The sequence below is a fragment of the Fertoeibacter niger genome, from assembly GCF_009380135.2.
GTDB lineage: Bacteria > Pseudomonadota > Alphaproteobacteria > Rhodobacterales > Rhodobacteraceae > Fertoeibacter > Fertoeibacter niger.
In genome coordinates this window covers 86,383-107,135 of the sequence record NZ_WHUT02000002.1, presented here as the reverse complement: position 1 = coordinate 107,135, position 20,753 = coordinate 86,383, and the positions used below count along the sequence as shown (strand labels likewise).

General features: G+C 67.2%; 19 protein-coding genes. 9 read left to right on the top strand and 10 right to left on the bottom strand.

The window, feature by feature from the left end:
- Positions 1–140 precede the first annotated feature (140 nt).
- Together pedF and GEU84_RS03945 are read left to right on the top strand one after the other, a co-directional pair.
- Positions 141–815, top strand: a complete 675-nt coding sequence (gene pedF, locus GEU84_RS03950; RefSeq protein ID WP_152824399.1) for a cytochrome c-550 PedF — start codon at positions 141–143, stop codon at positions 813–815.
- Positions 815–1,747: a substrate-binding periplasmic protein gene (locus GEU84_RS03945; protein ID WP_152824400.1), complete on the top strand. Its 933-nt coding sequence runs from the start codon at positions 815–817 to the stop codon at positions 1,745–1,747. The genes pedF and GEU84_RS03945 overlap by 1 nt, the downstream gene beginning before the upstream one ends.
- A 3-nt stretch (positions 1,748–1,750) precedes the next feature.
- Here GEU84_RS03945 and gluQRS read toward each other — a convergent pair whose 3' ends face one another.
- Genes gluQRS through gyrA form a run of 4 tightly spaced genes read right to left on the bottom strand, consistent with a single transcriptional unit; the run spans position 1,751 to position 6,994 of the window.
- The gene (gluQRS, locus tag GEU84_RS03940; RefSeq protein WP_152824401.1) at positions 1,751–2,599 is read right to left on the bottom strand and encodes a tRNA glutamyl-Q(34) synthetase GluQRS; all 849 of its coding nucleotides are present in this window, start codon (positions 2,597–2,599) and stop codon (positions 1,751–1,753) included.
- Positions 2,592–3,926, bottom strand: coding sequence for a methylenetetrahydrofolate--tRNA-(uracil(54)-C(5))-methyltransferase (FADH(2)-oxidizing) TrmFO (trmFO, locus tag GEU84_RS03935; RefSeq protein WP_152824402.1), 1,335 nt, complete (start codon positions 3,924–3,926; stop codon positions 2,592–2,594). Before trmFO ends, gluQRS begins: the two co-directional genes overlap by 8 nt.
- A gap of 9 nt (positions 3,927–3,935) precedes the next feature.
- Positions 3,936–4,220 carry a hypothetical protein gene (locus GEU84_RS03930; RefSeq protein WP_152824403.1) on the bottom strand — a complete coding sequence of 95 codons (285 nt, stop codon included), beginning with the start codon at positions 4,218–4,220 and terminating at the stop codon, positions 3,936–3,938.
- Between the two features lie 53 nt (positions 4,221–4,273).
- Entirely contained in the window at positions 4,274–6,994 is a 2,721-nt protein-coding gene (gene gyrA / locus GEU84_RS03925) for a DNA gyrase subunit A (RefSeq protein WP_174539307.1), read from the bottom strand.
- 208 nt (positions 6,995–7,202) lie between these two features.
- Here gyrA and GEU84_RS03920 point away from each other — a divergent pair, with 208 nt between their 5' ends.
- Positions 7,203–7,466: an usg protein gene (locus GEU84_RS03920; RefSeq protein WP_152824404.1), complete on the top strand. Its 264-nt coding sequence runs from the start codon at positions 7,203–7,205 to the stop codon at positions 7,464–7,466.
- A 29-nt stretch (positions 7,467–7,495) separates the two neighbouring features.
- On the opposite strand, the gene GEU84_RS03915 is transcribed toward GEU84_RS03920, so the two are convergent.
- A complete protein-coding gene (locus tag GEU84_RS03915) occupies positions 7,496–8,539 on the bottom strand; it encodes an ornithine cyclodeaminase (RefSeq protein ID WP_152824405.1) in 1,044 nt (347 codons plus the stop codon).
- 21 nt (positions 8,540–8,560) lie between these two features.
- Positions 8,561–9,487: an arginase gene (rocF, locus tag GEU84_RS03910; protein WP_152824406.1), complete on the bottom strand. Its 927-nt coding sequence runs from the start codon at positions 9,485–9,487 to the stop codon at positions 8,561–8,563.
- A gap of 107 nt (positions 9,488–9,594) precedes the next feature.
- Between rocF and GEU84_RS03905 the strand changes: the two genes are divergently transcribed.
- From GEU84_RS03905 to GEU84_RS03890, 4 genes are all read left to right on the top strand, one after another.
- A complete protein-coding gene (locus GEU84_RS03905; RefSeq protein WP_152824527.1) occupies positions 9,595–10,026 on the top strand; it encodes an Lrp/AsnC family transcriptional regulator in 432 nt (143 codons plus the stop codon).
- A 145-nt stretch (positions 10,027–10,171) separates the two neighbouring features.
- Positions 10,172–12,142, top strand: a complete 1,971-nt coding sequence (locus GEU84_RS03900; RefSeq protein WP_152824407.1) for a heme lyase CcmF/NrfE family subunit — start codon at positions 10,172–10,174, stop codon at positions 12,140–12,142.
- Positions 12,139–12,582, top strand: coding sequence for a cytochrome c-type biogenesis protein (locus tag GEU84_RS03895; protein ID WP_152824408.1), 444 nt, complete (start codon positions 12,139–12,141; stop codon positions 12,580–12,582). The genes GEU84_RS03900 and GEU84_RS03895 overlap by 4 nt, the downstream gene beginning before the upstream one ends.
- A 65-nt stretch (positions 12,583–12,647) precedes the next feature.
- Positions 12,648–13,418: an enoyl-CoA hydratase-related protein gene (locus tag GEU84_RS03890; protein ID WP_152824409.1), complete on the top strand. Its 771-nt coding sequence runs from the start codon at positions 12,648–12,650 to the stop codon at positions 13,416–13,418.
- Here GEU84_RS03890 and bchO read toward each other — a convergent pair.
- From bchO to crtA, 4 genes are all read right to left on the bottom strand, one after another.
- Positions 13,406–14,287 carry an alpha/beta fold hydrolase BchO gene (bchO, locus tag GEU84_RS03885; RefSeq protein WP_152824410.1) on the bottom strand — a complete coding sequence of 294 codons (882 nt, stop codon included), beginning with the start codon at positions 14,285–14,287 and terminating at the stop codon, positions 13,406–13,408. The genes GEU84_RS03890 and bchO overlap by 13 nt on opposite strands.
- Positions 14,287–16,035 carry a magnesium chelatase subunit D gene (locus GEU84_RS03880; protein WP_174539343.1) on the bottom strand — a complete coding sequence of 583 codons (1,749 nt, stop codon included), beginning with the start codon at positions 16,033–16,035 and terminating at the stop codon, positions 14,287–14,289. Before GEU84_RS03880 ends, bchO begins: the two co-directional genes overlap by 1 nt.
- A gap of 200 nt (positions 16,036–16,235) precedes the next feature.
- Complete coding sequence (gene bchI, locus GEU84_RS03875) at positions 16,236–17,240, bottom strand: magnesium chelatase ATPase subunit I (protein ID WP_152824411.1); 1,005 nt, start codon at positions 17,238–17,240, stop codon at positions 16,236–16,238.
- Positions 17,237–17,974: a spheroidene monooxygenase gene (crtA, locus tag GEU84_RS03870; RefSeq protein ID WP_338144752.1), complete on the bottom strand. Its 738-nt coding sequence runs from the start codon at positions 17,972–17,974 to the stop codon at positions 17,237–17,239. Before crtA ends, bchI begins: the two co-directional genes overlap by 4 nt.
- Positions 17,975–18,084: 110 nt before the next feature.
- Here crtA and GEU84_RS03865 point away from each other — a divergent pair, with 110 nt between their 5' ends.
- A complete protein-coding gene (locus tag GEU84_RS03865; protein ID WP_152824412.1) occupies positions 18,085–19,674 on the top strand; it encodes a phytoene desaturase in 1,590 nt (529 codons plus the stop codon).
- A complete protein-coding gene (gene crtB / locus GEU84_RS03860) occupies positions 19,671–20,741 on the top strand; it encodes a 15-cis-phytoene synthase (protein WP_152824413.1) in 1,071 nt (356 codons plus the stop codon). The genes GEU84_RS03865 and crtB overlap by 4 nt, the downstream gene beginning before the upstream one ends.
- Positions 20,742–20,753: the final 12 nt, after the last annotated feature.

Here is a 20,753-nt window from a genome sequence, read left to right as displayed (position 1 = left end):
CCCTCGCCGGAACGTTGGCCCGCGGTGGTCACGCAGGCCAATACGACCTTGGTGGCAAGGGGGCCGGTTTTGCCACGAAGGTCTAATACCGGCCACCGGCGGGCCTGATTAGCAGGGTTGCAGAAGATGAGGAGATGCCGATGACCCCCAAAGCCCCGCTTGCCGCCGCTGCCCTGTTGCTTGCCGCAGGCCTCGTGCATGCCCATGGCGATGTGAACCCGCAGCCGGTGAACACCGACAGCCTGCCCGAACTGGGCGAGGAATGGCTGATCGAAAACCCCTACCGCGCCGAAACGGCGGGGCCGGAGGTCTGGTGGGCCGCCGTGACCATCGGTGACAGCGGCTATAACCAGAATTGCGCGCGCTGCCACGGGCTTGGCGTGGTGTCGGGCGGGCTGGCCCCCGACCTGCGTTTTCTTGAGGCGGCGGAATATGGCGACGAATGGTATGCCGAACGCTTCATCCACGGCTATACGCAGGATGGCACCACCAAGATGCCCGCCTTTGGCGAGGTGCTGGGCCAAAAGGCCGCCTGGGCGATCCGCACCTATATCGAAACCCGGCCCGAGGATGGCGCGCTGGATGCCCATTCGGACCGGCTGCATGCGATCCGCGACGAACTGGCGGCGGGCGCAGCGAATGCGGCAGCGCTGAAGGCCGAGCTGGAGGCGATTGCGGTTGAGGTGAAAACCGCATCGGGTGCGCCGGTGGCCGATTCAGCACCCTACCGCGCCGCGCTGGCGCTGGACGGCTCGCCCGAGGGGGCAAGGTCGGCGTCTGACACGCTGACCATCGGTCTGTCGGCGACCCAGTGATGCGCAGGCGCGGATTGGCCGGGGGCCTGTGTGCCCTGTTGCTGGCGGGGGCCGTTGCGGCGCCCGCCCTTGCCCGTTGCGAAGATGTGGTGCCGGGCCAGCGCCCGCAGAACACGCCGCGCGAATTCGTCGGGCAGACCATGGAAGAGATCGAGGAACGCGGCAGCATCAGCTTTGCGGTCTATGAGGAATTTCCGCCCTATTCCTTTGTGCAGGACGGTCAGCCGATGGGCATTGATGTGGGCGTGGGGCGTTTCATCGCCGATGCCTTGGGGGTGGAGCCCGAGTTCCGCTTTGTGCAGGCGGGCGAGAACCTTCAGGCCGATCTGATGACCTATGTGTGGCGCGGCTCGGTGCTGCGCGACCCGGTCGCGAATGTGATGCTGCGCGTGCCCTACAACAGCACCTTCACCTGTCTGGTGGAACAGGTCGTGTTCACTGGCCAATATGGCAAGGAGGAAATCGCGATTGCCTATTCCCTTGCCGCCTATCCCGATGCGGTGGTCAGCGATGCGCCCCGGCACGAGGGCGGCCCGGTGCCCGCGTTTTTCCGCTATGACACGGTGGCGGTGGAAAATGATTCAATCGCCGATTTTTACCTGACGGCCTTTCCCGGCGGGCAGATCGGCCCCAACATCCGCCGCTATCCCACCATGGCCGCCGCGATGGCGGCGCTGGCGGCGGGCGAGGTGATGGCCGCCATGGGCCCGCGCGCGCAGTTGCAATTTGGTGCTGCGGATGGCGTGGCCGTTCACCAGCCGCCGCTGCCCGGCTTTGCGCTGGGGGCTTGGACAGTGGGGCTGGCCGTGCATCACAGCCACCGCGATCTGGCCTACGCGGTGGATGATGCGGTGACGGCGGCGCTGGCCGATGGCCGCATGGCCGCACTTTATGCCGGTTACGGGCTGACCTTCACCCCGCCCGACAGGTAGCGGCTACAGCCCCACCATGCGGCGGATGTCCTGCGGGCCCAGCCCTTCGGCGCGGAACTGCGCCAGCGCGCGGGCATCGTCGCGCTTGGCCAGCCGCTTGCCGGCGGTGTCGCGGATCAGCGCATGGTGGTGCCAATCCGTGCGCGGCAGATCCAGCAGCCGTTGCAGCAGGGCATGCACCGCCGCCGCCTCGAACAGATCGGCACCACGCACGGCTTCGGTTACGCCCTGTTGGGCATCATCCACCACCACAGCCAGATGATAGGCCACGCCAACCCCCCGGCGCGACAGCACCACATCGCCTACATGTTCCACCATGAAACCCTCGTCAAAGGCATAGTGCCCGGCATGCAGTGGCCCGGTTTCGGCAAAGCGCACAGTGCCTGCCACCCGCATCGCCGCCGCCATGTCCAGCCGCAGCGCATCGTCGGGCCCCGCATCATCCAGCCCGCGCCCCCGGCAGATGCCGGGATAGATCAGCCCGTCCGGCCCCATGGGAATCACCCCCTCCTGCGGGGCCGACAGCGCCGCGCGGATGTCGCTGCGGGTGCAGCGGCAGGGATAGATCAGCCCCATGTCGGCCAGCCGGTCCAGCGCCGCCTGATAGGCCGCGCCGCGTTCCGACTGGCGCATCACGGGTTCGGGCCAGTCCAGCCCCAGCCAGCGCAAATCGTCGTAAATCTGCACCTCCCATTCCGGGCGGGCGCGGCTGCGGTCGATATCCTCGATGCGCAGCAGCGCGGTGCCGCCCATCGCCTGTGCCCGGTCCCATGCCGTCAGGGCCGAAAACGCATGCCCCAGATGCAGCGGCCCGGTGGGCGAGGGTGCAAAGCGGGTCACATAATCAGCCATTCAGCCAGCCTGTGAACGCCTCCTTCGCGCGGTCGGTATAGGCCTTGTAGCGGTCCTTGCGCCCGCGCCGCCCGCCTTTCGCGTCGATGGGGGGGAAAAGACCGAAATTCACGTTCATCGGCTGGAAGGTCTTTGCATCGGCCCCGCCGGTGATATGGGTGATCAGCGCGCCGGTGGCGGTTTCCGGCGGCGGTGGCGCCAGATCGCGGCCCAGAATCTCTGCCGCAGCCATCCGCCCGGCCAGCAACCCCATGGCAGCGGATTCGACATACCCCTCCACCCCCGTGACCTGACCGGCAAAGCGGATATGCGGGCGGCTGCGCAGGCGCATCCGGTCATCCAGCAATGTGGGCGAGTTCAGGAAGGTATTGCGGTGAATGCCGCCCAGCCGCGCGAAACTGGCATTCTCCAACCCCGGGATCAGTTTGAAAACAGCGGTTTGCGCGCCATATTTCATCTTGGTCTGGAAACCCACCATGTTGTAAAGCGTGCCCAGCTTGTTGTCACGGCGCAGTTGCACCACGGCATAGGCCTTGACCTGCGGGTCATGCGCATTGGTCAGGCCCACCGGTTTCATCGGGCCAAAGCGCAGCGTTTCGCGGCCGCGTTCGGCCATCACCTCGATGGGCAGGCAGCCGTCGAAATAGCCCGCCGTCTCGCCTTCCTTGAACTCGGTCTTCTCGGCCGCCAGCAGCGCGTCGATAAAGGCCTCATACTGGTCCCTGGTCATCGGGCAGTTCATATAGGCTGTCTGTTCGGCTGTAGTCTCGCCCTTGTCATAGCGCGACTGCATCCAGGCCACCGACATGTCTATACTCTCGGCATAGACAATGGGCGCAATGGCATCGAAGAACGCCAGCGCATCCGCGCCGGTTTCGGCCCTGATCGCCTCGGCCAGCGCGCCCGATGTCAGCGGGCCGGTGGCGATGATCCAGTGGCCATCATCGGGCAGGGCGGTGATTTCCTCGTAGCTGACAGAAATCAGCGGGTGCGCCAAAAGCTTTTCCGTCACCCATGCCGCGAAAGGGTCACGGTCCACCGCCAGCGCGCCACCGGCAGGCAGGCGGTGCGCATGCGCCGCCGCCATGATGATGCCACCCGCTGCGCGCATTTCCCAATGCAACAGGCCCACGGCATTCTGCTGGTCATCATCCGAGCGGAAGGAATTGGAGCAGACCATTTCCGCCAGATGCCCAGTGCGATGCGCGAAGGTGCCGACCTTGGGGCGCATTTCGTGGATCACCACGTGCACACCCATGTTGGCCGCCTGCCATGCGGCCTCTGCCCCGGCCATGCCGCCGCCGACGATATGCAAAGTTTTTTCCATCGGCAGGATTTAACCCGTTGGGCCGCTGTTGAAAAGGGCTGCGCGTTCTGCATGTGCAAAGGCCGCAGCCTCGGGGCCCTGATCCGGCCCGGCATAGCGGCCAAGGGCGCGCGCGGCGGCAAAGAACCCCGGCGCGGGCAACCCGCCCGCCAGCCGCCCGGCGCAAAGGGCAGCGCGGAAGGGGCGGCCAGCGGCGGCATCCTCGGCCATCAAATCCTCCAGCGCCGCTGTCAGCCGGGCGATGCTGCCCGGCCCCGGCACCGCCAGCGCGAGGGCCAATGCCCCGTAGGTCATTGTTTCCCCACGCGCCGCCAGATCATCTAGCGCCACCGCTAGCCCCGGCAGGCTCACGCCTCGTCTTCGGCTTCGGCGATGCGGGCCACTGACACCACTTCCTCACCCGCGCCGGTATCGAACACCTTCACCCCGCCTGCGGAGCGTGACCGGAAGGAAATCCCGTCTACCGGGCAGCGGATCGACTGGCCGGTCGATGTGGCCAGCATCACCTGATCGCTGCGTTCCACCGGGAAGCAGGCAATCAGCGCGCCCGACCGGCCCGCCATCGCCTTGACGCCCTGTCCGCCGCGCCCGCGCACCGGATAATCATGGCTGGAGCTGAGCTTGCCCGCGCCCGACGCCGTGATGGTCAGGATCAGATCCTCCACCGCAGACATTTCGGCAAAGCGTTCCAGCGACAGGCCCGCGCCGCTGTCGGCCACAGCCTCGGCCTCGTCATCCTCCGCCTCGGGCTCGTCCAGCACGCCCTCCTGCGCGCGGCGCATTTTCAGATAGGCCGCGCGTTCCGCCGGTGTCGCCTCGAAATGCCGGATCACCGCCATGCTGACCACGCGGTCGCCCTCGGCCAGCCGCACGCCCCGCACGCCGGTCGAATCGCGGCCCTTGAACACCCGCACATCGGTGGTGGGGAAACGGATCGCCCGGCCCGCAGCCGTCACCAGCATCACATCGTCGTTTTCATCAGCGATGCGGGCATTCACCAGCAGCACGCCCTCGGGCAGTTTCATGGCGATCTTGCCGTTGCGCATCACATTGGTGAAATCCGAAAGCGCGTTACGGCGCACGTCACCGTCCGACGTGGCAAAGACGATCTGCAAATCATCCCATTCCGCCTCGGGCACATCCACCGGCATGATCGCGGCAATCGACACCCCGGCGTCAATCGGCAGGATGTTGACAATCGCCTTGCCCTTGGCCTGCCGCCCCGCCAAAGGCAGCCGCCAGGTTTTCAGCTTGTAAGCCATGCCATCGGTGGTGAAGAACAACAGCTGGGTATGCGTGTTGGCCACGAACAGCGTGGTCACAACATCGTCCTCCTTGGTCGCCATGGATGACAGGCCCTTGCCGCCGCGCCGCTGACTGCGGAATTCGGCCAAGGGTGTGCGCTTGATCCAGCCGGCCGAGGTGATGGTCACGACCATATCCTCGCGCTCGATCAGATCCTCGTCGTCCATGTCGCCGGCCCAATCGACGATTTCCGTCCGGCGCGGCACGGCGAACAGCGCCTTCACCTCGCGCAATTCGTCCGAAATGATCGCCATGATCCGCTCGCGGCTGCCCAGAATCTCCAGATAATCCTTTATCTTGCCTGCCAGTTCTTCCAGCTCGTCGGTCACTTCCTTGACGCCAAGGGCGGTCAGGCGTTGCAGCCGCAGTTCCAGAATGGCGCGGGCCTGAATCTCCGACAGGTTGTAGGTGCCGTCGGCATTCACCGTATGGCTGGGATCGTCGATCAGCCGGATGAACGGCGCAATCTCGCCCGCAGGCCAGCGCCGGGTCATCAGCTTTTCGCGCGCCTCTGCCGGGTCGGCCGAGGCGCGGATGGTGGCCACCACCTCATCCACATTCGACACGGCGACGGCCAGACCGCACAGGATATGGCTGCGTTCCCGCGCCTTGCGCAACTCAAACGCCGTGCGCCGCGCCACGACCTCCTCGCGGAAGGTAATGAAATGGCTGAGGAAATCGCGCAGCGTCAGTTGCTCGGGGCGGCCGCCGTTCAAGGCCAGCATGTTGCAGCCGAAACTGGTCTGCATCGGGCTGAAGCGATACAACTGGTTCAGCACCACATCCGCCGTTGCATCGCGCTTCAACTCGATCACCACGCGCACGCCGATCCGGTCGGATTCGTCCTGCACATGGGCGATGCCTTCGATCTTCTTCTCGCGCACCTGTTCGGCGATGATCTCGATCATCCGGGCCTTGTTGACCTGATAGGGGATCTCATCGACGATGATCGCCCAGCGGTCCTTGCGGATTTCCTCGATATGGGTGCGGGCGCGGATGATGACCGAACCACGGCCTTCAAGGTAAGCCTTGCGCGCGCCGCCCCGGCCCAGAATCGTGGCACCGGTGGGAAAATCGGGGGCGGGGATGATCTCCATCAGCGCCTCGGTGGACATGTCGGGGTCGGCGATCAGCGCCAGCGTGCCGTCAATCACCTCACCCAGATTGTGCGGCGGGATGTTGGTGGCCATGCCCACGGCAATCCCGCCCGCGCCGTTGACCAGCATGTTGGGGAAACGCGCGGGCAGCACCGTGGGCTCACGGTCCTTGCCATCGTAATTGTCCTGATAGTCAACCGTGTCCTTGTCGATATCGGCCAGCAGAAAGGCGGCGGGCTTGTCCATCCGCACTTCGGTATAGCGCATGGCGGCGGGGTTATCGCCATCCATCGAGCCGAAATTGCCCTGACCGTCCAGCAGTTTCAGGCTCATGGAAAACGGCTGCGCCATCCGCACCAGTGCGTCATAGATCGAACTGTCGCCATGCGGGTGATATTTCCCCATCGTATCGCCTACCGGACGGGCAGATTTGCGATAGGGTTTGTCATGGCTGTTGCCGGTTTCATACATGGCGAACAGCACGCGGCGGTGCACCGGCTTCAGCCCGTCGCGCAGATCGGGGATCGCCCGGCTGACGATCACGCTCATCGCGTAATCCAGATAGGCGGTCTTCATCTCCTCGGCGATCGAGATCTGCGGGCCGTGATAGACGGGCCGATCTGGCGTTTCGCTTGGCGGATCAATGTCTTCGGGGGTGTCGCTCACAGGTGGCGCTCTCTCTCGGTCGGCTGAGGCATATGCTGGGGCGGACTATAGACCATCGGTCATCCGGGGTGCAATGGCAGGGCGCGCCAATGGGCTGCCGGCCGCTGTTCGCAGCCAGGCCTTGCGAGTGACAACACATTGTTTTCGTTGATTCTTAAAGCGAATCGCGCATCATCAATGAAAAGAAGAAACCACAGAGGTATGGCAAATGCGTGAAACGGAACGGATGTTGCAGGGTTACGGGCTGACCACGGCGGAATTCTACTATCGCATGCCAGATTACCGCCATGTGCTGAACAGCTTCATCTGGCAGGATTACGATCTGGCCCCCGATTACCCGCAACTGTTCAAGTTCATCGAATTCTGGCAGGAAAAGCTGGAAGGCCCGCTGCATTCGGTGCGCTTCACCCACCGCAAGCTGATCAGCCCGGGCGAGTGGCGCAATGTGGTGGGCGAGTTCCGGCTGCACTAGCGCCGTCGCCCGCAGGGCGGAGAAGCGGCCTATGCCGCCCGCAGCAGCATGCCGAACAAATCACGCGGGTCGTCCGGGTCGGCGATCATGTCCAGTTGCTCGCAGAACCCGGTGTCGCGCAGCTTGCCCAGCACATAGCGCAGCGCGCTGAAATCTTCGATGGCGAAACCCACGCTGTCGAACAGGGTGATCTGGCGCGCATCCGTGCGGCCCGGGGCCTGCCCGGCCATCACCTGCCACAGTTCCGTCACCGGGTGATCCGCATCAAGCTGCTGGATCTCGCCCTCGATCCGCGTCTGGGGCGGGTATTCCACAAAGATCGCCGACCGCAGCAGGATGTCGCGGTGCAATTCTGTCTTGCCGGGACAGTCGCCGCCCACGCCGTTGATATGCACCCCGGGGCCAACCATGTTGTCGGTCAGGATCGTGGCATATTGCTTGTCGGCGGTGACGGTGGTGATGATCTGGGCTCCCAGCAGGGCCTCTTCCGCTGTGGCGCATGACACCACGCCCAGCCCGTAACCCCGCAGGTTCGCTGCACATTTCCGCGTGGCCGCAGGGTCGATGTCGTAAAGGCGCACTTGCGCTACCCCGCAGATCGCCTTGAAGGCCAGCGCCTGAAATTCGGCCTGCGCGCCGTTGCCGATCAGCGCCATGGTGGTGGCCCCTGCCGGTGCCAGCCATTTGGCCGCCATGGCACTGGTGGCAGCGGTGCGCAGCGCGGTCAGGATGGTCATTTCCGACAAGAGCAGCGGGTAGCCGGTGGCCACATCGGCCAGCAGGCCAAAGGCGGTGACGGTCTGCAAGCCCTGCTTCATGTTGCTGGGGTGGCCGTTCACATATTTGAAGCCGTAGGTCTGCCCGTCCGAGGTGGGCATCAGTTCGATCACCCCCACGTCGGAATGGCTGGCCACGCGCGGCGTCTTGTCAAACGCGGGCCAGCGCAGGAAATCGGCGGCAATCTCGGCCGCCAGATCAACCAGCACCCGTTCGATCCCCACATGCAGAACCAGCCGCATCATGTTGTGAACGCTGACAAAAGGCACATAGGCGTGATGTGAGGGCGCGGTCATGGGATCTCCCGGGGTTCAGGGTCAGGCAAAGCTGCGGGTCGGGCGGTCAAACACCTTGCGGCCCATCAGGCTGGCCACCAGATCGACCATCAGCCGGGCGGTGCGGCCGCGCTCATCCAGGAACGGATTCAGTTCCACCAGATCCAGCGATGTGACCAGACTGGATTCGTGCAGCAGTTCCATCACCAGATGCGCCTCGCGGAAGGTGGTGCCGCCGGGCACGGTGGTGCCCACCGCAGGCGCGATGGAGGGGTCAAGGAAATCCACGTCCAGCGACACATGCAGCATGCCGCCCATATCGCGCACTTTGTTCAGGAATGCGCGCAGGGGGGCCACGATGCCATGCTCGTCCAGCACCCGCATGTCATTGATCGCAATGTCATGATCCAGCAAGGCCGCATGTTCGGCAGGGTCAACCGACCGGATTCCGTAAAGGCAGATGCGGTCGGCGGGGATGGGCTTGGGAAAGGGCGGAAAGGCCTCAAACCCGTCGCGGCCCGCGATATAGGCCACCGGCGTGCCATGCAGGTTGCCGGTGGTGGTGGTCATCGGGGTATGGAAATCGGAATGGGCATCCAGCCACAACAAGAACAGCGGCACATCGCGCCGCGCGGCATAGGCGGCGGCACCGGCCACCGACCCCAGCGCGAGCGAATGATCGCCCCCAAGGATGATGGGAAAGCCGCCCTGCGACAATGCGTCATCGGTCTTGTCGGCCAGAACCTCGGTCCAGCCCAGCGTTTCGCGCAGGCTGTGGACCGCGGGGTTGGGGCATTCACCTTTGGGCAGTTCCCCCAAGGCCACATCGCCCCAGTCGGTCACGCCATGGCCCAGATCGCGGATCGCCTGCGCGATGCCCGCCACGCGGTAGGCGGATGGCCCCATCAGGCAGCCGGGGCGGCGCTGGCCGGAATCGATCGGGGCACCGATCAGGATGGTGTTGGGCATGGCATTCTCCTTTGCGGGGAAAGTGATTTCATCTTGCGGCAGATTCTAGCGGCTTTATGGTCGGTCTGCACAGGGCTTTGCGCAAATCGGCGGAAGAAATGGCCATGATGGACGATACCGACCACCGACTGATCGCCGAATTGCGCCGCGACGGACGGGCGGCGCTGTCGGATCTGGCGCTGCGGCTGGGGCTTAGCCGCGCCACGGTGCGGGCACGGATGGAGCGGCTGGCGGCACGGGGCGAGATTGCGGGCTTTACCGTGCTGACGCGCGGCGATGTGACGGCCTCGCCGGTGCGCGGGCTGATGATGATCGGCATCGAGGGGCGCGGCACCGACCGCATCATGGCACGCCTGCTGGGCTTGCCCGCGGTGCAGGCGGTGCATTCCACCAATGGCCGGTGGGATCTGATTGCCGAGATCGGCACCGCCACGCTGGCGGAATTTGACGAGGTGCTGGCCCGCATCCGCAGTTTCGAGGGCGTCAGCACATCGGAAACCAACCTGATGCTGACCACGCGCCGGGCGGGGCGGCGGTAGGAAGCGGGGCGCGCACATCTGATGCACGGCCGATGCAGATGACAATGCCGCGACATCGGCGCGCATCCCCATTGGACCGCCGCGGGTTTGCGCCTAAGCTTGCGCCAGCCGGACGCCGTTCGCCCGAAGCCAAAGGGACCACCGCATGATTGTCGAGCTTGGCCATTTCACCCTGATCCTCGCCCTTGCCGTGGCGCTGGTGCAATCAACCGTGCCGCTGATCGGGGCCGAGAAACGCTGGGCGGGTTGGATGGCGGTCGCCGGGCCTGCGGCCACGCTGCAATTCCTGCTGATCGGCTTTTCCTTTGCCGCGCTGACCTATGCGTTTGTGACCTCGGATTTCTCGCTGCGGCTGGTGGTGATGAATTCGCATACGCTGAAACCGCTGATCTACAAAATCTCGGGCGTCTGGGGCAACCATGAAGGGTCGCTGCTGCTGTGGGTGCTGATCCTTGCGCTGTTCGGGGCCTCGGCGGCGTGGTTTGGCGGCAACCTGCCGGTGGCGCTGCGCGCGCGTGTGCTGGCGGTGCAGGGGATGATCGGCGTGGCGTTCCTGCTGTTCCTGCTTCTCACCTCAAACCCGTTCCTGCGGCTGGCCGAACCGCCGTTTGATGGCGAGGATCTGAACCCGCTGCTGCAAGACCCGGGTTTGGCCTTTCACCCGCCGTTCCTTTACCTTGGCTATGTGGGCCTGAGCATGGCGTTTTCCTTTGCCGTGGCCGCGCTGATCGAGGGGCGGGTGGATGCCGCATGGGGCCGCTGGGTCAGGCCGTGGACGCTGGCCGCCTGGGTGTTTCTGACCATCGGCATCGCGCTGGGGTCGTGGTGGGCCTATTACGAACTGGGCTGGGGCGGGTTCTGGTTCTGGGATCCGGTGGAAAATGCCAGCTTCATGCCCTGGCTGATCGCTGCCGCCCTGCTGCACAGCGCCATCGTGGTGGAAAAGCGCGAGGCGTTGAAGGCCTGGACGATCCTGCTGGCCATCCTCGCCTTTGGCTTTTCCCTGATCGGCACGTTCATCGTGCGGTCGGGCGTGCTGACATCGGTGCATGCCTTTGCCAATGACCCGGAGCGTGGCGTGTTCATCCTGCTGATACTGGCCGTGTTCATGGGCGGCGCGCTGACGCTGTTTGCCCTGCGCGCCGGCGCGATGGAGGCGAAGGGCGTGTTTTCCATGGTCAGCCGCGAATCGGCGCTGGTGCTGAACAACCTGTTGCTGGCGGTGGCCTGCTTCGTGGTGTTCATCGGCACGATCTGGCCGCTGGTGGCCGAAATGCTGTGGGACCGCAAACTGTCGGTCGGTGCGCCGTTCTTCAACGCGGCCTTCACGCCCTTCATGATCGGGCTGGCGCTGGTGCTGCCCATCGGCGCGCTGATGCCGTGGAAGCGCGGGCAGGGCGGGCGGGTGCTGCCGCATCTGCGCGCGGCGCTGGTGCTGTCGCTGGCGCTGGGGGCGCTGGCCTTTGCCATGCAGACCGGGCGTTCGGCGCTGGGGCCGGTGGGGCTGGCGCTGGGGGCCTGGGTGGTGTTCGGCGCCGCGACCGAGCTTTGGGTACGGTCGGGGCGCGGCAATCTGGCCGGGCGGCTGGGCCGCATCACAAGGTTGCCGCGCGCCGACTGGGGCAAGGCCACCTCGCATGCCGGGCTTGGCGTCACGATCTTTGCCGTGGCCGCGATCAACGCCTGGGCGCTGGAGGATATTCGCGTGGTGCAGGTGGGGCAGAGCTTCCCGATCGGCGCCTATGAAGTCACGCTGGCCGATGTGCGCGATGTGCAGGGGCCGAATTATCTGTCCACCATGGCCGAGTTGCAGGTGACGCGGGACGGGCAGGCCGTGACCACCCTTTACCCCGAGAAACGGCTTTATCCCGTGGCCGGAATGCCCACGACCGAGGCGGGCATCGCCTATGGCTTCTGGCGCGACATCTATCTGGTGATCGGTGATCCGCAGGAGGGCGGCGGCTGGGCGGTGCGCAGCTATATCAAGCCCTTTGCCAACTGGATCTGGGGCGGGGCGCTGCTGATGGCCTTTGGCGGCATGCTCAGCCTTTCCGACCGGCGCTACCGCATTGCCGCGGGGGCGCGGCGCACACCCGCAGGGGTGCCCGCGGAATGAGGCTGGCACTGGGCCTTTGCGCGCTGCTGGCAACACCTGCGCTGGCGGTGCAGCCGGATGAGGTGCTGGCCGACCCCGCGCTGGAGGCGCGGGCGCGGGCGCTGTCGCAGAATCTGCGCTGTCTGGTCTGCCGCAACGAGAATATCGACGACAGCAACGCCGATCTGGCGCGCGACCTGCGTCTGCTGGTGCGCGAGCGGCTGGTGGCGGGCGACACGGATGCCGAGGCACTGGATTTCATCGTGGAGCGTTACGGCGAATATGTGCTGCTGACGCCCACCACCGGCGGGTCGAACATCATCCTGTGGCTGGCGGGGCCTGCCTTGCTGCTGGGTGGTGCGGGGCTGGCTCTGGCCACGCTGCGCCGCCGCAAATCTGCGCCCGACGCGCCGCTGACGCCCGACGAACAGGCCCGCCTTGCCGAAATCCTGAGGGACTGACGCAGTGTTCCGCTTTGCCGCAGGTTTGTGCCCGCTATGCTGGCCGCAAACCTTGGGAGGGCGCGATGAGCTATGACACGATCACCTATCAGGCCGAAGCGGGCGTTGCGGTTCTGACGCTGAACCGGCCCGATGTGATGAACGCCCTGTCGTCACAGATGCGGACCGAAATGCTGGCGGCAGTGCGCGCTGCCGGGGCTGAGGCGCGGGTGCTGGTGATCACCGGGGCGGGGCGGGCGTTCTGCTCGGGTCAGGATCTGGCCGATGCGGGTGCGGCGCTGGACATGGAGGCGACGCTGCGCGACGAATACGAGCCCTTGCTGCGCGCCATCTATGATTGTCCGGTGCCGGTGATTGCGGCGGTGAACGGGGCGGCGGCGGGGGCGGGGGCGAACCTGGCACTGGCCGCCGATGTGGTCATCGCCGCCGAACAGGCCAGCTTCATCCAGGCATTTACCCGCATCGGCCTGATCCCCGATGCCGGGGGCACCTATTGGTTGCCGCGCCAGATCGGCTTTGCCCGCGCGATGGGGGCCTGTCTGTTCGCCGAAAAGGTGACGGCCCGGCAGGCCGCCGACTGGGGGATGATCTGGGAGGCGGTGGCGGATGACGGTTTTGCCGCCCATTGGCAGGCCCGCGCCGCGCAATTGGCCAACGGCCCCACGGCGGCCTACCGGGGCGTGAAACAGGCGCTGCGGGCCAGTGCCGCCAATGATCTGGATGCCCAGCTGGCGCTGGAGGCGCGGTTGCAGGGGGAATGTGGCACCAGCCATGATTTCCGCGAGGGGGTGGCCGCCTTCATGGCCAAGCGCGCGCCGCAGTTTCAGGGGCGCTGATCCGCCCTGGTATGTGCGGCCAGAAACGGCAGGATCAGAGCTGCGGTCTGATCCGCCGCCTCTTCATGCATCAGATGGCCAAGGCCGGGCAATTCGGCGTAACGCGCCCCCGGCATCCGCGCCACCGCATCGCGTGACACCTGCGGCGGCACCGCACGGTCGCGTGCCCCGGCGATCAGCAGAACCGGCAGGGCCAGCTGCGGCAGGCGGGCCATCAGCCCGTCGAGCTTCCATTGCGCCATCATGCCCAAGGTGCCTTCCACATGGTCGGGGTCGCGCACCAGCGCCAGATAGTGCGCCACGCCCGCCGCATCGAGGGTTGAGCCGGTAGAGGCCAGCAGGCTCTGCACCCGTGCCTCGTTCCCCCACAGCCGGGCAAACAGCCGCGGCACCAGCGGGTTCAGCGCCATCACCTTGGCCAGCAGCGGAAACAGAAACCCCGCCACGCCTTCGAACGCGCCCAAGGCCGCATTGATGCCCACCACTGCGCGGGGGGGCGCGGCCATGATCTCGGCCATGCGCAGCGCCACCGCCGCCCCTGCCGAATGGCCGATGATCGCAGCCACGGGCCAGCCCTGCTCGGCACACAGCCGCGCCAGATCCTCGGCCATTGCATCCAGCCCCAGCCGCTGCCGCGCGCCCGCGCGGGTAAAGCCTTGGCCCGGCAGGTCGGGGGCGATCAGCCGGTAATGCGGTGCCAACAGCGGCAGCAGCGCGCGGAAGGAATGCGAGGCCCCGCCCGCGCCGTGCAGCAGCAGAACCACCGGGCCCGCGCCCTGTTCCAGCACGCACCATTGATGTGGGCGGGCGGAAATGCGGCGCATATTGGCACGGCCCGGCCAGTCGGGGGGGATGCGGGCGAAATCCATCAGCCCCCCAGCGCGCCCGAAAGCGCCACCGCCATGCGATGCGCATCGGCGCGGGGAAGCGCCAGATAGGTGCCACCCAAAGCCCGGGCCAGCGTCTGCAAGGCGGGTTGCGGGCGGCTGGCGGTGTCGATCACCAGCGCGGGCAGGCGGGCCGCGCCGATCACGCGGGCCAGTTGCAGCGCATCCGCCTCGGCCTGCGCGCGGTTGGCCGTGCCGTCCAGCGCGATATTGCCGCGCCCGTCGGTCATCAGCGCGATGGTGGGCGTCAGCCCCCGGGCCCGGGCCTGTTGCCCCACCGCCAGCGCCATCTGCAAGCCATGCGCCAGCGGCGTGGCCCCGCCGCCCGGCAGGCCCGCCAGCCGCCGCTTGGTCTGCACCAGGCTGCGGGTGGGCGGCAGGATCAGTTCCGCCGCGCGGCCCCGAAACGCCAGCAGCGCCACATGGTCGCGCCGGGCATAGGCCTGCGCCAGCAAGAGTTCCACCGCGCCCTTGGTTTCCGCCAGCCGCGCCATGGCGGAGGAGCCCGAGGCATCGACGGCAAAGATAAGCACCCGGTCGGACATTTCCATGAACCGTTTCAGCCGGATGTCAGACGGGCGCAGCAGCAGGGCGGGCAGGGTGGATGGCGACCGGGGTGACAAAGGATGCGACAGGTCTGCCACGCCGCCCGATTGCCCTGCGTCAAGGCCCGCCGCCAAAGCCGCCTGCGCGCGGCGCAGCGGCTGCCATGGGGCTGCGGCGCGCAATGTGGCCACCAGATCAATGCGTTGCCCGCTGCCCAGCCGGCCTGCGCGCGATGGCAGGGGGCGGCCGCGCCGGTTGCCCGCCTTGGCCGCACCGCTGCCCGTGGCCCCTTTTGCCACCCGGGCCGCGCGTGCCGCCGCCAGACGCGCCAGCAGATCGGCGGGCAGCGCGGCGCGTGCAGCCTCGACCAGCATTTCCTCGGGGAAACGGTCGCTGTCCTGTGGTTCGGGGGGTAAATTGTCGGGTAGCGTGTCTTCGGGTGGCGTGTCTTCGGCTGGCGGCGGTTCGGCCTCGGCGGCGGCAGGCAAGGCACGGTGGGCATAGACCAGATCGCAGGCCAGCCGCAGATCGTCATCCGTCACCGCGCTGCGCCCTGCAAGCGCGGCCCCGGCCCGTGCCGCCGCCAGCGCCAGCGTCGGCGCGCGCAGGCTGGCGATGCCCAGTGTGGCCGCCACACGGGCAAGGGTCTCGGCGGCATCCGGCGGCAATTCCACCTGCGGCAAAGCGGCCCGCGCCGCTGAAAGCCGGGCCAGATCCGGAACCACGGGCTGCGAGTCGCCCCAGCCCAGCCCCTCCAGATCGACAAACAGCGCCAGCCGGTCGGCAAGGCCGGGGGGCAAGGCCTCGTCCGCGTCCCCCTCATCCAGCGCGATCAGGCTGTGGCCGGGCGCATCCAGTGCCGCCCCCAGCCGCGCCGCCAGCCCGGGCGGGCAACGTTCGGCCATCGCCAGCACCAGCGCCGCCGGATCGGCCAGCAGCCCCGTCGTGCGCGCCGCCACGCCCCCGGCCAGGGTCGCCGCCAGATCAAGCCCGCCGAACAGCGCCTGATCCTCGATGCCGGGATGCAGGCGGCGCGCAGGCAGGGGAATGGCCGACAGGGCCAGCGTCACCCGATCACGCAAGGGCCCCGCGCGGGCGCGCAGCCACAGCCCCTTCAGCCCCGCCGGATCGACCGCCAGCAGCGCCAGCGCCGTTTCCACCCGTGCCCAAGGCTCCAGCGCCACGGCTGCCGGGGCGGTTCGCTGCGCCCCCGCGACCGGACCGGCCGCCGCGCCATCAGCCCCGGGCAGATCGCCCGCCTGTGCCGCAGACGCGCCCGTTTTGGCTGACACCGGCACCCCGGCACCCGGCATGGCCAAAGCGCCAGCCAGAAGCGCGGCCTGCGGTGCGCCGCCGCGCCCCACGTCCGGCTGATCGCCCGGGGTCAGGGCAGCACCTCGGCCAGCACACGCGCCACGCGCGCGCCCGAACCCGCCTCGTCCAGCGGATCACGGCGCAAGCGGTGGCTCAGCGCCATCGCGGCCACGGCGCGCAGATGGGCGCGGCCCACCACCGCGGCCCCCTCGAACGCCGCCAGTGCCCGCGCCGTGCGCAGCAGCGTCAACTCGCCCCGCAGCCCGTCTGACCCCAAAGCGATGCACAGGGCCGCGCAATCATGCAGCACGGTGTTGGGGGTCTTCAGCCCCGGCAGCGCCACCCGTGCCGCCAGTATCGCCTTGCGCAACGCGGCATCGCCCTTCAGCCATTTCTTCAAGAAGGCCTCGCGGTCATTCTCATAGGCATCGCGGCGTTTGATCACCTCGACCCGCGTGTCGATGTCGCGCGGGCTGGCCACCTCGACCGACAGGCCGAACCGATCCAGCAATTGCGGGCGCAACTCGCCTTCCTCGGGGTTGCCAGACCCCACCAGCACGAAACGCGCGGCGTGGCGGATCGACAGGCCCTCGCGTTCCACCACATTCTCGCCCGACTGCGCCACGTCCAGCAGCAGATCGACGATGTGATCCTCCAGCAGGTTCACCTCGTCGATATACAGGTATCCCCGGTTGGCGCGGGCCAGAAGGCCGGGCTCGAACGCCTTTTCCCCCCGGGTCAGCGCACGTTCGATGTCCAAGGCACCCACCACCCGATCCTCGGTCACACCCAGCGGCAGGTCGATCACAGGGGTGGGGCGGCTGACCAGCTTGCGCGAGGTGACATGCGCCCAATCCGGGCAATCGTCGGGGCGGGCAGAGTTCACCGGGCAGCCCTCGACCGCCGTGATCGGTGGCAGCAGCGCCGCCAGCGCGCGCACGGCGGTAGATTTGCCGGTGCCCCGGTCGCCGAACACCAGCACCCCGCCGATGCCCGGGTCTACCGCCGTCAGCACCATGGCCTGTTTCATCGCCTCCTGTCCCACGATGGCGGCGAAGGGGAAGGGCTGTGTCATGCGGCGTCTTTCTTCAACAGTAAAAGCGGGTCGGCCCCGGCCCATGTGCCGGTCGCGCCAAGGATGTGGAAGCGGGCGTAAAGCTCCTCGCGGAACCAGCCCTCGGCGCGCACGGCCTTTATGGCGCGGCCATGCGGCCCGTCGCCCCGGGCGAAACGCGCCATGCAGGCGGCGTCGGGCCACAGCGAGAATGTGATCTGGTGCAGCAGGGGCAATTCGCCGATGCCGATCTTGAAGGCCACATGCGGGTCAGCCCCAATCACGGCGGAAATGCCCGGCACCCGCGCCCAGAACCGCGCGAGTTTCGCCGGGCGCAGGCTGGCGCGGGTCAGCACGGCCAGGCCGGGTGTTGCGGCGCAGGCGGCATCCGTGGCGGTGAAGGGCTGCACCCCGGCCCACAGCCCACGTGCCGATTGCGGGGCAAGAAACACGGTCCACCCTTCGGTGGATTTCGCGCGCCAGCGCCGGAACAGGGCGGCATCGTTCAACTGGCGCCGGGCGGTCGCCTCATCCGGCCACACCACCAGAATCGCCCAGACCCCCCAGTTGGGTTTGGGGGTGAACCCTTCACCCGTGCCTGACCCGCACAGCTTCCAGAATCCCGCGCCCTGCATGCGCCGCAGCGCCAGCCGGGCCGTGGCCATCTGCCCCAGCACCCACAGCCGCGCAAGCGCCGTGTCAAAGCGGAACAGGCTGAGCGTGACTGTCTGAATTGCCGCATCCCCCTGCTGCACCTGTCAATCCGATCTTACAGGTTTCAAGTGCCAGGGGAAGGGCATACGGGATTTTGCCGCGCCGCGCAGTCGCGTGTTGTAAATTGAAATGGACAGTATATCGTATCTGCATGTTGACACATGCTGCGCCCCGCCCCGCCTTTGCCCCGCATCTTGCCACCCGTGACGCGGAGGATGCGGGCCATGCCATTGTCATCGGTGCAGGGCTGGGCGGGCTTGCCTCGGCCATGCGGCTGGGGGCAAAGGGCTGGCGCGTGACGGTGATCGACCGGCTGGACATGCCGGGCGGGCGCGGGTCATCCATCACCCAGGGCGGCCACCGGTTTGATCTGGGGCCCACCATCGTGACCGTGCCGCAGGGGTTGCGCGATCTGTGGGCCGCCTGCGGGCGTGATTTCGCCACCGATGTCGATCTGCGCCCGCTGGATCCTTTTTATGAGATTCGCTGGCCAGACGGCTCGCACTTCACCGCCCGGCAAGACACCGATGCGATGCGGGCCGAGGTTGCGCGGCTTTCGCCTGCGGACACAAAGGGTTACGAGAAGTTCCTGAAAGACAGCGAGGCGCGCTATTGGTTCGGGTTCGAGGATCTGGGCCGCCGTTCCATGCACCGTTTCACCGACCTGCTGAAGGTGCTGCCAACTTTCGTGCGCATGCGGGCCGACCGTTCGGTCTATGCCCATGCCGCGCGGCGGGTGAAGGATGAACGTTTGCGCATGGCGCTGTCGTTTCACCCCTTGTTCATCGGCGGCGACCCGTTCCACGTCACGTCAATGTATATCCTCGTCAGCCATCTGGAGAAGGAATTTGGCGTTCACTATGCCATGGGCGGCGTGGCCGCGATTGCCGCTGCCATGGCGCGGGTGGTCGAAGGGCAGGGCGGCCAGTTCAGGATGAACGCCGAAGTGGATGAAATCCTTGTGAAAGACGGGCGCGCGCAGGGGGTGAGGCTGGTGGGTGGCACGGTCTTGCGCGCGGGGCTGGTGGTGTCGAACGCCGATGCCGGGCATACCTACACCCGCCTGCTGCGCAACCTGCCGCGCAAGCGGTGGACAGATGCGAAACTGGCGCGCAAGCGGTGGTCGATGGGGCTGTTCGTCTGGTATTTCGGCACCAGAGGCACGGCGGGGATGTGGAAGGATGCCGGGCATCACACCATCCTGAACGGCCCGCGCTACAAGGGTCTGGTGCGCGACATCTTCATTAAGGGGCGGCTGTCGGGCGACATGAGCCTTTATGTGCACCGCCCGTCTGTCACCGACCCTTCTGTGGCACCTGCGGGCGATGACACGTTCTATGCCCTGTCGCCGGTGCCGCATCTGGGGTTCAAACACCCTGTTGACTGGCGGGCCGAGGCGGAACCATACCGCCAGAAAGTGCTGGCTGTGCTGGAAAAGCAACTGCTTCCGGGTCTATCCTCGCGTATCACATCAAGTCTGGTCTTCACGCCCGAGGATTTCCGTGACCGTTATCTGTCGCCCTATGGATCGGGCTTTTCCATCGAGCCGCGCATTCTGCAATCGGCCTGGTTCCGGCCGCACAATGTCAGCGAAGAGGCGAAGGGCCTGTATCTGGTCGGCGCGGGCACGCATCCCGGCGCAGGCCTGCCGGGGGTGATTGCCTCGGCCGAGGTGCTGGGCACGCTGGTGCCCGATGCGCCGTTCCATGACGTTGCGGCTTTGCCGCTGGCCGCCGAATGATTGCCGCCGCCGATCCTGCCGCCGACATGGCCGCCTGCCGCGCGGCGATCCGTCAGGGGTCGCTGTCGTTTCATGCGGCATCCCGGCTGCTGCCTGCGAAAGTGCGTGACCCGGCCTTGGCGCTCTATGCCTTTTGCCGGCTGGCGGATGATGCGGTGGATGACGCCGTGGGCGCGGGCCGGGCGGAGGATGCCGATGCCAAGGCCCGCGCCGTGCTGACCTTGCGCGACCGGCTGGATCTGGTCTATCAGGGCCGCCCGCGCAACGCCGCCGCCGACCGTGCCTTTGCCGCGGTGGTGCAGGAGTTCGACATGCCCCGCGCCCTGCCCGAGGCGCTGCTGGAGGGGCTGGCATGGGATGCGGTCGGGCGGCGCTATGACGATCTGCCCGGCGTGCTGGCCTATTCCGCCCGGGTGGCGGCTGCGGTGGGCGCGATGATGTGCGTGCTGATGCGGGTGCGTGACGCCGACGCGCTGGCGCGGGCCTGCGATCTGGGGCTGGCGATGCAGTTGACCAATATCGCCCGCGATGTGGGCGAGGATGCGCGGGCGGGCCGCCTTTATCTGCCCGCCAATTGGCTGGCGGAGGAGGGGCTGTGCCCCGGGGCTTTCCTGGCCGATCCGCGCCCCGACCCGCGCATCGCCCGCGTGACTGCAAGGTTGCTGGCCGAGGCGGACCGGCTTTATGCCCGCGCCGATGCCGGGGTGCCCGCGCTGCCGCTGGCCTGCCGCCCGGGCATCTTTGCCGCGCGGCACATCTATGCCGGTATCGGCGGCGCGGTGGCGCGCAATCGCCATGACAGCATCACCCGCCGCGCCCGCACCACAAAAGCGCAGAAGATCGGCTGGCTGGCTTTGGCGGCCCTGCGTGCCGCTGCAACGCCGCTGGCACCCCGCGCCGCCGTGCTGCATGCCGCCCCGGTGCCCGAAGTGGCCTTTCTGGTGCAGGCCGCCGCCCGGCAGCGCCCGGAAAAGGCGCGGTCTGATGCGCTGCTGGCGGTTCTGGCGCAGCTGGAGGCGCGCGACAGGGGCCATGCGGGCGGAATGGCGCGGCAAAGGCTTGGATAACCCGCGTGCCCG